Origin of the sequence: Thermococcus sibiricus MM 739 (assembly GCF_000022545.1) — an archaeon.
In the GTDB taxonomy this organism is placed as follows: Archaea; Methanobacteriota_B; Thermococci; order Thermococcales; family Thermococcaceae; genus Thermococcus_A; species Thermococcus_A sibiricus.
Genome location: NC_012883.1, coordinates 1316126 through 1329811 on the forward strand (window position 1 = coordinate 1316126; position 13686 = coordinate 1329811).

The 13686-nt window shown below is 39.4% G+C and carries 15 protein-coding genes, 1 tRNA gene, 1 rRNA gene and 1 CRISPR repeat array (1 of these 18 running past the window's edge); of the genes, 8 read left to right on the forward strand and 9 right to left on the reverse strand.

Annotated features, from left to right (window positions below; translation table 11 throughout):
• Window positions 1-2: 2 nt before the first annotated feature.
• The 5 genes from TSIB_RS07140 to TSIB_RS07160 form a co-directional block, all read right to left on the reverse strand.
• A complete protein-coding gene (locus TSIB_RS07140; RefSeq protein ID WP_015849737.1) occupies window positions 3-515 on the reverse strand; it encodes a 2-oxoacid:ferredoxin oxidoreductase subunit gamma in 513 nt (170 codons plus the stop codon).
• Window positions 505-1368, reverse strand: a complete 864-nt coding sequence (locus TSIB_RS07145; protein WP_015849738.1) for a 2-oxoacid:ferredoxin oxidoreductase subunit beta — start codon at window positions 1366-1368, stop codon at window positions 505-507. The genes TSIB_RS07140 and TSIB_RS07145 overlap by 11 nt, the downstream gene beginning before the upstream one ends.
• Before the next feature lie 55 nt (window positions 1369-1423).
• Complete coding sequence (locus TSIB_RS07150; protein ID WP_015849739.1) at window positions 1424-2641, reverse strand: 2-oxoacid:acceptor oxidoreductase subunit alpha; 1218 nt, start codon at window positions 2639-2641, stop codon at window positions 1424-1426.
• Window positions 2642-2647: 6 nt separating this feature from the next.
• Window positions 2648-2905, reverse strand: a complete 258-nt coding sequence (locus tag TSIB_RS07155) for a 2-oxoglutarate ferredoxin oxidoreductase subunit delta (protein WP_048160433.1) — start codon at window positions 2903-2905, stop codon at window positions 2648-2650.
• 212 nt (window positions 2906-3117) lie between these two features.
• Window positions 3118-4089 carry an archaeosine biosynthesis radical SAM protein RaSEA gene (locus TSIB_RS07160; protein ID WP_048160434.1) on the reverse strand — a complete coding sequence of 324 codons (972 nt, stop codon included), beginning with the start codon at window positions 4087-4089 and terminating at the stop codon, window positions 3118-3120.
• 104 nt (window positions 4090-4193) lie between these two features.
• Here TSIB_RS07160 and TSIB_RS07165 point away from each other — a divergent pair, with 104 nt between their 5' ends.
• On the forward strand, window positions 4194-4778 hold the full coding sequence (locus TSIB_RS07165) for a DUF996 domain-containing protein (RefSeq protein ID WP_015849742.1): 585 nt from the start codon (window positions 4194-4196) through the stop codon (window positions 4776-4778).
• 6 nt (window positions 4779-4784) lie between these two features.
• Complete coding sequence (gene surE / locus TSIB_RS07170) at window positions 4785-5570, forward strand: 5'/3'-nucleotidase SurE (RefSeq protein WP_015849743.1); 786 nt, start codon at window positions 4785-4787, stop codon at window positions 5568-5570.
• 60 nt (window positions 5571-5630) lie between these two features.
• Here surE and TSIB_RS07175 read toward each other — a convergent pair.
• A tRNA-Asp gene (locus TSIB_RS07175) sits at window positions 5631-5708 on the reverse strand.
• Between the two features lie 8 nt (window positions 5709-5716).
• Window positions 5717-5838: ribosomal RNA gene (rrf, locus tag TSIB_RS07180) — 5S ribosomal RNA — on the reverse strand.
• Between the two features lie 157 nt (window positions 5839-5995).
• On the opposite strand from rrf, the gene TSIB_RS07185 reads away from it, so the two are divergent.
• The 3 genes from TSIB_RS07185 to TSIB_RS07195 are packed head-to-tail and all read left to right on the forward strand — an operon-like array spanning window position 5996 to window position 8415.
• Complete coding sequence (locus TSIB_RS07185; protein WP_048160435.1) at window positions 5996-6844, forward strand: CBS domain-containing protein; 849 nt, start codon at window positions 5996-5998, stop codon at window positions 6842-6844.
• Window positions 6841-7854 carry a homoserine dehydrogenase gene (locus TSIB_RS07190; protein ID WP_015849745.1) on the forward strand — a complete coding sequence of 338 codons (1014 nt, stop codon included), beginning with the start codon at window positions 6841-6843 and terminating at the stop codon, window positions 7852-7854. Before TSIB_RS07185 ends, TSIB_RS07190 begins: the two co-directional genes overlap by 4 nt.
• Window positions 7855-7887: 33 nt before the next feature.
• Entirely contained in the window at window positions 7888-8415 is a 528-nt protein-coding gene (locus TSIB_RS07195) for an ASCH domain-containing protein (RefSeq protein WP_015849746.1), read from the forward strand.
• On the opposite strand, the gene TSIB_RS07200 is transcribed toward TSIB_RS07195, so the two are convergent.
• A complete protein-coding gene (locus TSIB_RS07200; protein ID WP_015849747.1) occupies window positions 8408-9013 on the reverse strand; it encodes a ZPR1 zinc finger domain-containing protein in 606 nt (201 codons plus the stop codon). The two genes, TSIB_RS07195 and TSIB_RS07200, sit on opposite strands and share 8 nt — an antisense overlap.
• Window positions 9014-9067: 54 nt before the next feature.
• On the reverse strand, window positions 9068-9457 hold the full coding sequence (locus tag TSIB_RS07205) for a cell division protein SepF (protein WP_015849748.1): 390 nt from the start codon (window positions 9455-9457) through the stop codon (window positions 9068-9070).
• Between the two features lie 447 nt (window positions 9458-9904).
• Between TSIB_RS07205 and hpkA the strand changes: the two genes are divergently transcribed.
• From hpkA to TSIB_RS07220, 3 genes are all read left to right on the forward strand, one after another.
• Window positions 9905-10108, forward strand: coding sequence for an archaeal histone HpkA (hpkA, locus tag TSIB_RS07210; RefSeq protein ID WP_015849749.1), 204 nt, complete (start codon window positions 9905-9907; stop codon window positions 10106-10108).
• A gap of 66 nt (window positions 10109-10174) precedes the next feature.
• Complete coding sequence (locus TSIB_RS07215) at window positions 10175-11449, forward strand: TIGR04013 family B12-binding domain/radical SAM domain-containing protein (protein ID WP_015849750.1); 1275 nt, start codon at window positions 10175-10177, stop codon at window positions 11447-11449.
• Window positions 11450-11484: 35 nt separating this feature from the next.
• Window positions 11485-12180 (forward strand): metallophosphoesterase family protein, encoded by a 696-nt coding sequence (locus TSIB_RS07220; RefSeq protein ID WP_015849751.1) that lies wholly within the window; start codon window positions 11485-11487, stop codon window positions 12178-12180.
• Between the two features lie 476 nt (window positions 12181-12656).
• Window positions 12657-13686: a CRISPR direct-repeat array (repeat unit 30 nt; unit sequence GTTCCAATAAGACTTTAAAAGAATTGAAAG); it runs 534 nt beyond the window's last position.

The window sequence follows — 13686 nt, forward strand, 5'->3', positions numbered from 1 at the left end:
TTTCATTTCATTCCCTCCTCATACCCTGTTCTAAATGCCTTTAGGTTAATCTCCTCAGTTCCCTTTGGAACTCTTCTTCTTATTGCCTTTTCAACACTTTCTTTCTTCACAACATTTGTTTTTGCAACTAGATATCCAAGTGCAACCATGTTAACAGTTAAAGCCAAGCCTACTTTTTCCTCAGCAATTCTAGTGAATGGAGCACCTGTAAACTCTTTATCAGGTTGCACCAATCCTGTGTCAACTATTAAAAGGCCACCTTCTTTAAGTGACTCCTTTGTGGATTCATACCCAAGTTGGGCAAGGGCAAGTAGAACATCAGCCTTCGTCACAATTAAATCATAAATGGGATCCTTTGAAATTATCAAATCAGCAATGGAATGACCTCCTCTACTTTGAGATCCATAATCTTGTGTCTGGACAACATTGAGGCCTTCTATAGCTGCTGCATCCCCCAATATAACTCCTGCCAAAATTACCCCTTGACCACCAAATCCAGCCAGTCTAATCTGCATCATTATCACCCAACCCATAATGTTTGCTCACTTCCTCAATAAGAGAATTAAGTTCTTCTGTAAATTCTGGTTTTTCTCTATTCACTAATTCTCCAACCACAATTTTTCCTTGGAGCTCATCTGGAGACATGTTCCTTGCTTTACTTATGGGAATACTATTCTTCTGGAACCATCTAAGCATTTCTGTTGGTGTCTTCATCCTGTTTCTTCTTCCAAACTGCACGGGACATTGAGAAATAGCTTCAACCAATGCAAAACCCTTCACACTCAGGGCCCTTTTTATGCTTTCAATTAACGGATAAACATGGAAAGTTGTCCACCTTGCTACATAAGATGCTCCAGCAGAGGCCACAGTCTCCGATATATTCAAAGGATGCTCAACATTCCTATATGGTGAGGTGGTTGTAATGGCACCAAATGGTGTTGTTGGGGCCACTTGACCGCCAGTCATACCATAAATGAAATTATTGACAAGAATTACGGTAATATCAATGTTCCTTCTGGCCGCGTGGATTAAATGATTCCCACCAATTCCCGCCAGATCCCCATCTCCACTTATCACCACTACCTTCTTATCAGGTAAACCCACCTTAACTCCTGTTGCATAAGCTATTGCTCTTCCATGAGTCGTGTGCAAAGTGTCTGCCAAAAAGTAAGGAGAAGCTATCCATGCCGAACAACCAATTCCACTCACAACCACTAAATCCCGTGGATCAATTCCAAGTTGATCAATAACATTTGCAAAGGCATTTAATACAGTTCCTCCTCCACATCCAGGACAAAGAGCAGTAGGAAGAGCCTCCTTTCGGAGATACTTTGCCATCTTATATTTGGTATAAATTTCTTTTGCCATCCGCATCACCTTTAAATATTCTCAACACCAACCATCAATCAGCGATGATGAATATCTAATCCGCCGAACGGTGACGAGAACGCTCGGCTGAGCTTTCTATCTCTTTTAAAATTTCTTCTACTGTTAATGGCACACCACCAATCTTGTTCACACCAATAACTGGAACTTCATCTCTCACAAAGCGCTGTACTTCAAGTATCACTTGCCCAAGGTTCATCTCTGGTACAATGATCAGTTGAACATTTTTAGAAAGCTCTTTAATTCTCTCTCCGGGGAATGGGTGAACAGTTTTTGGGACAAAAAGGCCTACTTTTATCCCCTTCTTTCTAGCCTTCATCACCGCTCCAAGAGAAGGTCTTGCACTAACTCCCCAGCTTACAAGCAGAATTTCAGCGTCTTCAACATAGTATTCCTCCCACTTTTGAATCTCGGCCTTATGTATTTCTATTTTCTTATGAAGCCTTCTTACTAAGCGGTCGTGAACTTCAGGAGTGTAAACATCCCTGAGACCATTCTCTTTATGAGTTGACCCTGTAACGTGAGTAAAGTAACCATGGCCAAAAAGTGGCATCGGAGGAATTAAATCTCCATGTACATCTCCAAAAGGATACTTTGCTTCTTCATCACTAGTAGGAAGTTTTCTGTAGACTATCTCCACTTCTTCTGGGTCGGGTATATTTATTTGTTCCCTTGTATGTCCTATAATCCCATCAGCAAGAACAAGGACTGGAATTCTAAACTTCTCACTCAGGTTGAAGGCCCTTATTGTTTCCCAGAAACTGTCTTCCACACTTGTTGGGGAGATAGCTATTATTGGGTGGTCACCATGCGTCCCCCATCTTGCCTGGAAAAAGTCCCCTTGGGCTCCTTTAGTAGCTTGGCCTGTAGAAGGGCCACTTCTCTGGACATCTACTAAAACCAAGGGGGTCTCAGTGAAGATAGCATAGCCGAGGTTTTCCTGCATTAAACTAAACCCCGGTCCAGAAGTGGCTGTCATGCTCTTAAACCCTGTCCAGGAAGCCCCTACAACAGCTGCAATACTCCCAATCTCATCCTCCATCTGAATATAATAACCCTTAAGTTTCGGGAGTTCTCTTGCCATTGTTTCAGCAATTTCACTTGCAGGCGTTATTGGGTATCCCGCATAAAATCTACATCCTGCAAAAAGGGCGCCATAAGCTATGGCCTCATCCCCCTGCATGAAGTAGTTCCCCTTAGGATACATCTTTTTTAAGAGTCTTATCTGTTCAGGCTCATCTCCACGGATTATCATGAGATATCACCACTTAACAGCTATTGCAAAGTCTGGACATAGGAGTTCACAGAGCTTGCACTTCACGCACTTATCTGCATTTACCGGAATCGGATAATGTACACCCTTTTCACTAAGTTCTTTGCTCCACTCAAATACTTTTCTTGGACAGAGTTCTAAGCAGATGCCACATCCCTTACACAGAAAGGTGTCTACACTAATTTCAACCGCTTCTGTTTTCCCAATAGAGAGATATCCATCCTTTTTAACTTCGACATTTGTCATAAGCATCACCCACGATCCACTAAACTTGTTTACGTATGTAAAACATTTAAAGTTTTCGAAAATTTTCTCACCTATACTCATGCATAGAGAATGGGTTGGCTTTTAGTGCCTGAAAAGTCAACACATATCGCCTTAATGTACACAATTCATCATCAGATGCTCTATTTAATATTGAAATTTAAATGAGTAGGGTTTATGTTCATAAAGGAAGATTACCACATTTGAAGTTGCCAATCCAGAAGCCCTTCCATAATTATATACTCCCATTCTTTAATACATTCATGCTCGATTTTTTCCAACTGCTTCAGGTCTTGAGTGTTTGAAAATTCTCTAATGGCCCTTGCAACCCTTTTATCACATTCCCCACAATTATGAGGCCCTCTTTTCGAGCCAGCTCCAACTGGATCGCTTAGAATTCTTTTTTCCGGAAAATTCCTTTTGGCCCATTTAATAACCTCAAAAACACTCCAAAGCCATGGAGGCCGATACTCCTTTCTTTCCCACAACCTCTCATACACCGTACCTCTTTGAATGTTAGTAACGTTTATGGAGAAGGTGTCAGTATAAGGCGCAGCTTTCTTTATGCTCTCTTTTATATCCTCAATTCCATCACGTTCATTTAGGAAAGCGGGTTTTAGAAGCAAATAAGTCTTCACATATGCCCCAGCCTCTTTAATAACTTTACTGGCCGTAATAAATTCTTCAAAAGTATTCCCCTTATTTATTCCCACATCAGCTATGTCATCATTTGCTGTTTCAAGACCTATAGCCACCTCAAAATGTTTGCCTTCTACTAAATCAACTAACTCCTTAACAGTCTCAAATCTAACAAGCTCAGAACGGGTCTCCACAACAATTTCCTTAACATCCTCAATTTCTGCCAATAAAGAAAAAATCTCCTTCCTTGTTGTAGGTTTAACTTCTCCATCATCAAAAAAGCTCCCCGAAGTAAATATTCTAACTGAAATTGGCCCTTTTTTTCCTTCAATTTTTTTGAGGGCCTTTTTAAAATATTCAATAAGATCTCTCTGAGTCCACGGTGTTTTTGGAGCCTCTGCTGGATATGAGCACATATAACATGCTTCTCCCATTCTATAACGATAACATCCTATTGTTGGTAATATCACATAAAGGGCAGTTCCTTTTTTTCCGGCAACGTTGTCCTCACTGGTCCAGAATGTCATTGTATTCTCACCCATCACACCTTGGAAAATTCCTTTTTAAGTTTGATGGAGAGCCGAAAAAGAGATATACTTTACTACAAAGTTTAAAATTAAGGTGATGATTTATGAGTTTAACAAATGCAAAAACTTATGGTGGAATAGGAGCAATTCTATCTTTGCTTAGTGGGTTCGTCCCAAGAGCTTGGAGTTTAGTCATGTTGCTGGGGCTTGTGCTTCTACTCTTTGCAGTAAAAGAAATTGCTGATGAAATCGAAAGAGAAGACATATTCAGGGATTACTTGGTGGGAGTTATTCTTCGATTTGGAGCACTTATTGTCATAATTCTTGCTTTTTTCCTCGCGATGGGATTTGCTGTGTTGAAAGGAGCCCCTTTTAAAGGGATGGAAGAAGGTTTTGAAGGAATGAGAATGTTAATTGCACCTATACTGGTAGGAGCCCTCTTAGCATGGATCTTGTTTGTCATTGGCACTTACTATACAAGAAAGAGCTACGAAAAGATATCCTCCGAGGTGCAAGTTGATACTTTTAAAACAGTTGGCTTTCTGTACTTCGTAGGAGGAATTCTGGTGATAGCACTTGGAATAGGTCTTTTGGTACTTCTAATAGGTAAAATTCTGGAGATAGTGGCTTACTTCTCCCTTCCAGAAAGCATTAAAAAAGAAGAAGTGAGTGAAAAAACAGGGGGGTAAGTAAAGGTGGCAAAGATCTTGGTAACAAATGATGATGGAATTCACTCAAGGGGTATAAAAGCAGCTGTTGAAGCTCTTCAAGATCTTGGAGAGGTTTATGTAGTAGCACCAATGTTTCAGAGAAGCGCTAGTGGAAGAGCTATGACCTTACACAGGCCTTTAAGAGTAAAAAGAATTAACCTTAAGGGAACAAAAGTGGCATATGCATTAGATGGGATGCCCGTTGATTGTGTAATTTTTGCCATGGCTCGTTTTGGTAAATTTGATCTCGCAGTTAGTGGGATAAATTTGGGAGAAAATATGAGTACTGAGATTACAATTTCCGGAACAGCCAGTGCTGCCATAGAAGCCGCCACTCACGATATTCCCAGTATAGCCATGAGTTTAGAAGTCAATCGAGAAAAACATAAATTTGGTGAAGGAGAAGAAATAGACTTTTCTGTAGCAAAATCCTTTTTAAAAAGAATTTCAAATGCTATTCTGAGTAACGGAATGCCAAAGAGTGTTGATATGCTCAACATTAATGTACCCTATGATGCACATGAAAACACACCCATAGAACTCACAAAACTCGCTAAAAGAATGTATATGGCCTCAGTTGAAGAAAGAGTCGACCCTAAGGGGAATCCTTATTATTGGATAGTTGGTACCCAATGCCCCAAAGATACCCTAGAACCAGGCACTGATATGTATGCTTTGAAAGTTGAAAGAAAAGTTAGCGTAACTCCAATAAACCTTAACATGACAGCGAAAGTCAATTTTAATGACGTTAGAAGACATTTGCAGTTGTGAAGTACTCCTTCCCTGAAAGGTAAGAGTTTCAAAGAAAAATATAATATCATCGAGAAATTTTGGCGCCCGGGTCGGGATTTGAACCCGAGTCGCGGGAGTGACAGTCCCGCATGATGGGCCTGGCTACACCACCCGGGCATTTGAGTGGCCGGCGGCGTCCCCGGTTTCCCGCCCCCTCTCGGAGGGCAGTACCGCCGGGATCGCTGGCGGGCTTAACTTCCGGGGTCGAAACGAGTCCGGGTGTGACCCCGCCGCTATGACCGCCGTACCACTAACAACTCCCTGCATTGAGTTTATAAATTTTGCGGTAACTTGATAGGTCAAAGAAAATAATAAGAGGGATCAACTCTCAAAAATAGCATGCATTGCAAAAAGTGAAAAACTTAAATAGTGAAAACCCTTCCTAAATAAAAGCGGTGGTGAAAATGAAAGTAAAAAATCTCATGACTCCTGATCCAGTGGTGATTGAACTACCGGCCACGCGGAATTATGCCCTAGACCTTTTTAAAAGGTACAAAGTTAGGTCTTTTCCGGTTGTTAAGAGAGGAACAAAGGAAATTGTCGGGATAGTAAGCATAAAGAGTGTTCTTTTACATCCTGATGAAGATCAATTAGCAATGCTCATCAAGCGAGATGTTCCCCTTGTTACCCCAAATGATGCCCTAAAGAAAGCCGTCAAGCTAATCTTGAAAAACAAATATAGGCGGGTTGTCGTAGTAGATAAAGAAAATCATGTTGTAGGAATCTTAACTGTCGGTGACATAATAAGGAGATACCTATCCAAAAATGAAAAAATGAAGTCCATAGAAATCAAGCCCTATTACCAGAAACATGTGAGTGTTGTGTGGAAAGGAACTCCCTTAAAAGCTGCTTTAAAAGCCCTTCTACTCTCTAACGCCATGGTCTTGCCAGTGATCGATGACGACGGCAGTTTAATCGGGATTATAGATGAGACGGACTTACTTAAAGACAGTGAAATAGTTAGAGTCATGAAGAGCTCGGAATTGGCTGTATCCAGCGAAGAAGAATGGATCTTAGAAAGTCATCCCGTGCTCTTATTTGAAAAATCAGAATTACAAATCCCTAAAAAACCAGTGCAGGAGTTAATGACTACTGAGTTAAAATTGGCAACACCACATATGAGCGTGTATGAGGTAGCCAACATAATGACCCAAGAGCACATAGAACAGCTGCCAGTAATAAAAGGAGAAGGAGAAATAATAGGCCTCATTAGAGACATAGATCTAGTTAAAGCCATAGTGGGTGCAAGATGAATTCACTTTCCCTTTCTATTATTGGCTTTGGAAATGTTGGAAGGGGAGTAGCAGAAGTACTCTATACTAAAATGCCTCATTTTAAGAAGAAGTATGGAATTAATATAAAAGTCGTTAGCATAACCGACACCAGCGCTACAATATGGGACCAAGAAGCCATAAATCTAAGAGAAGCTATTGAAACTAAAAATCACTTTGGTTCATTGAAATTCTGGGGAAATGAATACGAAGTGTATAAATTAGATCCAATGGAAGTTGTTAAAGAAATTGATGCTGATGTAATTATCGACGTAACGAACGATAAAAATGCATCGAAGTGGCATTTAGAAGCATTAAAAAGAGGAAAAGGGGTTGTAACATCTAACAAACCCCCGGTTGTCTTTGATTATAAGGAACTTGTAGATTTAGCAAATTCAAAAAACCTCCCCTATCTCTTTGAAGCGACAGTAATGGCCGGGACACCTATAATAAATCTTTTGAAGGAGGAAATTCTTGCAGATTCAGTTAAAAGAATTTCCGGTGTTTTCAATGGAACTACCACATTTATATTAACCTCCATAGAAACTGGAATGACGTTTAAAGAAGCCCTCAAGCAGGCCCAAACAGCAGGGATAGCTGAAAGGGACCCCTCTAATGACCTAAAAGGTATAGATGCAGCTTACAAAGCCACTATTCTCCATCACCTGGCTTTTTATCCCATAGACTTCAAAGAAGTCCACATAGAGGGAATAGAAAACCTTAGCGAAGAAGAAATCAGAGAGGCAAAGAAAGAGGGAACTCCTTTTCGACTCGTGGCTACTGTAGAGGAAGGTAAAGTAGAAATAAAACCCAAAAAAGTCTATGAAAATGGCCCACTTGCCGTAAGTGGAACTTCAAATGTCGCAGTTATTGAAACAGACCTTTTAGGAGAGTTAATGCTTAAAGGTTCCGGAGCGGGTATAAAAGAAACTGCTTCGGGAGTCGTGGGAGATATAATAAGAGCCGCTGTCTCAATATACAAATATTTATAATACAAACTTTAATCCTCAGTTTTAGGTGGAAGTATGGAGCATGTCATAGCTCTCCACCAGGTCTATGGAGAACTCATCTTTAGGGGCCTAAAATTCCATGAAATAAGGAAGGCCCCAATAGTTAGAGAAGGTGATGTTGTCTTTCTTTACATTGCAAGAGGAAACCCCGTTGTTCTAAAGAGAACCCTTAAAAAACTCGGCCTGAGTGAAGAGCAGGCCTTAACTCAGAGGGGGAGTATAGCCGGAGGATTTGAAGTAGGTGAAGTGATCAGAGCGGACTTCGAGAATCTTTGGGAAATCACAAAGGATACAAGCGGCCTCACATTCGTCTATGGTGAAGAGGTTGGTAAAACATGGTTAAGGAGTTATATCAAAGACCAAGGGTATGCATTCACAATAGAAAAACCATTTTTGTTCCAAGAACCCCTTACAAGGGAAAAAATGAAAGAGGTTTATGGAACACGTGTGGATGGGGTAATTCATCTTTCAAGCAGGACCCGAAAACCATGGGTAAGAGCCCTTCTAGAGGATCTTATGAGTAGGGATATGCGTTTCATTTAACTTCTTCCGAGGGGTCATAGACTACATAAGGGCCTTTACTAAGCTTTGCCACCTCTTCTTTGGTGAGAACTCTGCTCTTAACTTTCTCACCTATAAGTGCACTGTTTCCAAAAGGATCCATAATTCTCACTGTTAAAGGTTTTTTACCCTCCTTTACCCCCTCAATATAGTTCAATATCTCTTCAATCTTTTTTATACTTTCCTCATCATTTTCCTCTTTCTTGAAGTTTTTAGCCATCAAAAGGGTCTCTCTGGCCCTTTCAAGAACTCCCTCTACGTTGGTGACAAAACCCTGGCTTGCTGGACCTGGTTCTATTTTTATCCCGATTTCCTCCAGCTCAATAGTACCGCTCTTACTCCTGACAACTCTTGTAAATAGATCTTTTTCTTCTTCCACTTTAACAGTATACATTTTCGGTTCTTTTTCTTCCAAAAGCATAACATCCGCATTTCTATATCCACACTTCTCACAGATTATCGTGGACTCCATAACCTTTCCAAAATAGGGAATCTCATGAAGATAATTCAAAGCTTTCAAGGTATTTTTCCCACCACAGATTGGGCAATCACCCAGTCTAACTTCATGTATATCACTCATTTTACTTCACCACAACCAAAAAGAAGGGGGAGTTTATAAAGATTAGAGAAAATATCAGCCTTTATAGATCTTAATATCTGGGGGGGTTATCAAGATCTTAATCTCATGTTTCGCTATTTTTGCGGTTTCGCCGCCAAGGGCCTGAGTAATGCCCTTTATCTGTTCAACAACTTTAGCAAGCACTTCTGGCTTTGATTCTAGCGGAGTTAAATCGGCAATAATAATATTACCGGCTTGGACTTCCTCAGAAATCTTTTCCAGATCGCTGTAACTAGTAACAACAATCTTTTTTATATATCTAACTTCAGGTTCAGTTATAGTCTTTGCTAAAAGATCCTCTTCCATAGGAATAACCTCGACTTCCCGTTTAAAATCCTTCTTCCTACCAGCCCCAAGTTCTTTCTTTGGTTCTTCTTTTTTAGTGAGCTTGTCAAACAACCCCATGGTTTTCACCTCAAAATATTCCTAACTAAGTTATTTTTTTGTACTAAGTCTTTATATTTCTTGTGGATGTCACTTTCATTAATATCCTTTTCATCTGCCCTTAAAGGAAGAGAGGTTTAAAATATGAGATGTGACCAATTCCAAGTTGAATAATAAGGTTTGAATTTTTACCTAAGATGAACGCATCACTAATCAAGAATCATCAATATTAAAACGGTGGCTCGAGAAATAGAGTGCCTACCCAGATGAGCACTTAAATTTCGTCAATTGTTTACATAGAAAAATCATTATTAAATATGGCCAACATGACTTCTTCACTTAACGGTTCCTATGAATGTACAAGAAAATAGGGGATAAAAAGGTCAAAAAATAGTCCTTTTATCGAAACCTTTATATACCTTTAATTCCAAAAATAAGAATGAAGAATTTTCCCAGGAGGTGTTATGAATGGCTGAGTTGCCAATTGCCCCAATTGATAGGTTGATTAGAAAGGCCGGTGCCGAGAGAGTTAGTGAAGATGCCGCCAAAGTACTTGCAGAGTACCTCGAAGAGTACGCAGTCGAAGTCGCTAAGAAGTCCGTTGAATTCGCCAGACACGCTGGCAGAAAGACCGTCAAAGCCGAAGACATCAAACTCGCTGTCAAGGCCTGAAGGCCCTTCTTTCTTTTGTTCTTTTAATTTGGCAAATGTTTAAAAATTCTCTTCTGAGTTTCTATCATGCAGGAGATAGCTATTAGAATGACCCGTAGAAATCATAATGCGTTTGTTCACCTCTTGGGGGCCCTTGAATCTCAAGGTTTTGATATTGGGGAGCTTTTAATAACAAAGGATTTTTCTGAAATTCTAAAGGCAAGGTCTAAAGTAGTTCTCTATTCTTTTTTTACTGAGGAGATCTGGGATATTGAGAAGGAAGTAAAGATTCTGAAAGAAAAAACAAACGCTCTTCTAATTGCTGGCGGCTATCATACAACTGCAATGCCAAAACATACTTTGAATAAACTTGGATTTGATATAGCTACAATTGGAGAGGGAGAAGAAGTTATATTCCACCTTTTAAAAACACTCACAGAAAACAATTTCAGAATAACAAAAGAATTGCTGGGAATTAAGGGCCTTGCCTTTTATCTAAATGGACACTTTACTTTTACAGGCTTTGCTAGAGTTGATGACTTCACAAAGTTTCCACCATTTGCTGAAACCTCTCGGCTGATAGCCCCAATAGAAATAAGTCGTGGCTGCCCGTTTGGTTGCTACTACTGCCAAACGCCTTATGTAAAAGGCTTTAGAATGCGCCACAGACCTATAGATCAGATAGTAAAGTACTCAAAGAGAATGAAAGACATGCGCTATATAACCCCAAACGCCTTTGCCTATGGTTCCCCGGGAGGGATCTTAAACCTGAATAAACTTGAGGCCCTCTTAAAAGCCCTTCAACCTATTAGAAAAGAGGGAAGGAGATTATTTTACGGCACTTTCCCAAGTGAAGTAAGGCCCGAATTTATCAAACCTGAGACTCTTGAACTTCTCCTGAAGTATGCGGACAATAGGAGGCTGGCCATAGGGGCCCAAAGTGGGGATGATGAGATGTTTAAAGCCATGCACCGTATGCACACAACGGAAAACGTGAGACAAGCTGTTGAATACATGCTCGAATACGACATAGAACCTGTTGTAGATTTCATAGTTGGTCTGCCAAATGAAACCAAGGAAAGCCAGAGAAAGAGCATTGAATTCATGAAGTGGATAATAAAAAAGGGTGGAAAGGTGAGGGCCCATTACTTCATGCCCCTGCCGGGAACACCCTGGGCCAGGTGCAAACCCTCCCCACTAAGTGAGGAGATGAAAAAGTTCCTTGGGAGAATGGCCGCCAAAGGATACATTGAGGGCTCTTGGGGAGTACAAATAGAACTCTCCAAAAAACTCCAGAGACTTATAGAAGAGTTCTATGAAGAGAGTCCAAGCTACGTGGGTGACCTTAGAAAAATCTGCTGAGAAAAGGATTTAACCTTTGGAATCAATTATCTCACATGTTGATTGGTCTTATAAGTGATATACACTCAAACCTTGAAGCTTTAAAAGCAGTGTGGAAAAATGTCAAGAGGGCAGATGTTATCTTCTGTATAGGCGATTTGGTTGGTTATGGAGCAAATCCAAATGAAGTTGTGGAGTTTTTTAGAAAACAAATGGAGAAGAGGCAAATTCTCTGTGTGAGAGGAAACCACGATAATGCAATTGCTTTTGGGATAACCTGGGGATTCAATCCTTACGCGAGGGAAGCAATAAAATGGCATGAGAAAGTCATGACAGCTGAAAATTTAGAGTTCATCCGAAAGCTTCCCGTAAAAGAGTTGTTTGAAGTGGACAATGAGACCTTTCTTATAATCCACGGCTCTCCAAGGGCCCCATTGGATGAATATATTTTTCCCTGGCTTCCTGACAGTGAATTTGTGGAAATTTTGAAGTACTTCAGGGAGAAAAACCTAGTTCTTGGGCATACTCACATGCAGATGCTTAAAGAGATCGGTGGGAGGAGGATAATAAATCCCGGGGGAGTAGGACAACCAAGGGATGGGGACTGGAGAGCAGCTTATGCTTTCATAGATACCGATAATGATGAAGTTATGTTTGAGAGAGTGGAGTATGACATTAATGAAGCCGCAAAAAAGATAATTGAGGCGGGCCTTCCAAAGTTTCTGGCGTATAGACTTTATGAGGGATATTGAAAATTTTTCGTTACTCGTTTGGGAACTTTATTTTTCAGTTTTCTCCTTTGAAATTACTTTTCTTTAGATTTTAAAATCCCTAATCGATTTTTGGTCTTTTAATAACATTTTGTTATTATCAGATAAACGGTTATAAATTTTTATATTTTTATAACGAAATTTTTTCGAAATTTTGAACAATGGCCTCTGCAACCTTCTTTTGTATCTCTCCCTTATGGAGATTTAACTTTTTTGGATTTTTAAAGTTTTTAACTGTTTAAATTTAATTTGGTGCTCTTACTTTTCATAGCGGGCCCTATATCATTTTTTGTTCACTGTTGTGAGAAAGCTGAAACATAGTTATTTTGGATTAAACTCTTATGTGAGCACTTTATTTGAAGACTTTAGAGGGCTTATTTATTACCCCCTGCAATAAAGCTTATAAATTCTAAACTCTTTACTAGTTTTATAGGGAATTTAGGGGAAAATTCGCCCCTGTTCCAATAAGACTTTAAAAGAATTGAAAGTTACGTAGTTTTTGAGCCGTAGCAACTCTGTCCTTTGTTCCAATAAGACTTTAAAAGAATTGAAAGGTTTGTTTGCTTTCATCTTCGTAAAAACTTATGTAGTTCCAATAAGACTTTAAAAGAATTGAAAGATTATAACGAAAAAGTATACAGACGTCTTTGTCGAGCGTTCCAATAAGACTTTAAAAGAATTGAAAGTTTCGCAAACTTCTTCTTATACAGTACCTGCCACCGCGTTCCAATAAGACTTTAAAAGAATTGAAAGACAAATGAAACAACTTTCACTTGAAAAGATATTACTGTTCCAATAAGACTTTAAAAGAATTGAAAGTGGTAGTAATACAAGTACTTTTTATACGTTAATGCTGTTCCAATAAGACTTTAAAAGAATTGAAAGTTAATGAACCTGATAAGTATTCGTCTAATACGTGTGTAAATAGGTTCCAATAAGACTTTAAAAGAATTGAAAGATGTACATCCAACTCCCCTGACACATCCTCATACCTGTTCCAATAAGACTTTAAAAGAATTGAAAGATGCTTTCTCTTTGTGTCGGTGGTAGTGAAGTAATCGTTCCAATAAGACTTTAAAAGAATTGAAAGTTATAAAGGGAAATGCGTTAAACATTAATGCCCCTCGTTCCAATAAGACTTTAAAAGAATTGAAAGCATGTTACTATCACTCAACGTAAACCAGAGTAATACGTTCCAATAAGACTTTAAAAGAATTGAAAGCCGTGTATGCTAAAATCTCTTTCATAACTTTTTTGAAGTTCCAATAAGACTTTAAAAGAATTGAAAGAGAGGTCATTATAGAATCCCCAAGGAGGGAGTGGAGAGTTCCAATAAGACTTTAAAAGAATTGAAAGGAAAGTCGTAGAGTGGAGGAATGGAAATGGCGCGGATGGTTCCAATAAGACTTTAAAAGAATTGAAAGCTGTTCTTGAGGTATGCTTCAAACTCTTCAAGTGTTAGTTCCAATAAGACTTTAAAAGAATTGA

Excerpts from the sequence above, each read along its gene's own strand:
- TSIB_RS07205 (WP_015849748.1), bottom strand. The coding sequence starts at position 9,457 with ATGGGGTTGTTTGACAAGCTCACTAAAAAAGAAGAACCAAAGAAAGAA.
- TSIB_RS07155 (WP_048160433.1), bottom strand. The coding sequence starts at position 2,905 with ATGACAAATGTCGAAGTTAAAAAGGATGGATATCTCTCTATTGGGAAA.
- TSIB_RS07220 (WP_015849751.1), top strand. The coding sequence starts at position 11,485 with ATGTTGATTGGTCTTATAAGTGATATACACTCAAACCTTGAAGCTTTA.
- TSIB_RS07160 (WP_048160434.1), bottom strand. The coding sequence starts at position 4,089 with ATGACATTCTGGACCAGTGAGGACAACGTTGCCGGAAAAAAAGGAACT.
- TSIB_RS07200 (WP_015849747.1), bottom strand. The coding sequence starts at position 9,013 with ATGAGTGATATACATGAAGTTAGACTGGGTGATTGCCCAATCTGTGGT.
- TSIB_RS07195 (WP_015849746.1), top strand. The coding sequence starts at position 7,888 with ATGGAGCATGTCATAGCTCTCCACCAGGTCTATGGAGAACTCATCTTT.
- TSIB_RS07165 (WP_015849742.1), top strand. The coding sequence starts at position 4,194 with ATGAGTTTAACAAATGCAAAAACTTATGGTGGAATAGGAGCAATTCTA.
- TSIB_RS07145 (WP_015849738.1), bottom strand. The coding sequence starts at position 1,368 with ATGGCAAAAGAAATTTATACCAAATATAAGATGGCAAAGTATCTCCGA.
- TSIB_RS07185 (WP_048160435.1), top strand. The coding sequence starts at position 5,996 with ATGAAAGTAAAAAATCTCATGACTCCTGATCCAGTGGTGATTGAACTA.
- TSIB_RS07215 (WP_015849750.1), top strand. The coding sequence starts at position 10,175 with ATGCAGGAGATAGCTATTAGAATGACCCGTAGAAATCATAATGCGTTT.
- TSIB_RS07140 (WP_015849737.1), bottom strand. The coding sequence starts at position 515 with ATGCAGATTAGACTGGCTGGATTTGGTGGTCAAGGGGTAATTTTGGCA.
- hpkA (WP_015849749.1), top strand. The coding sequence starts at position 9,905 with ATGGCTGAGTTGCCAATTGCCCCAATTGATAGGTTGATTAGAAAGGCC.
- TSIB_RS07150 (WP_015849739.1), bottom strand. The coding sequence starts at position 2,641 with ATGATAATCCGTGGAGATGAGCCTGAACAGATAAGACTCTTAAAAAAG.
- TSIB_RS07190 (WP_015849745.1), top strand. The coding sequence starts at position 6,841 with ATGAATTCACTTTCCCTTTCTATTATTGGCTTTGGAAATGTTGGAAGG.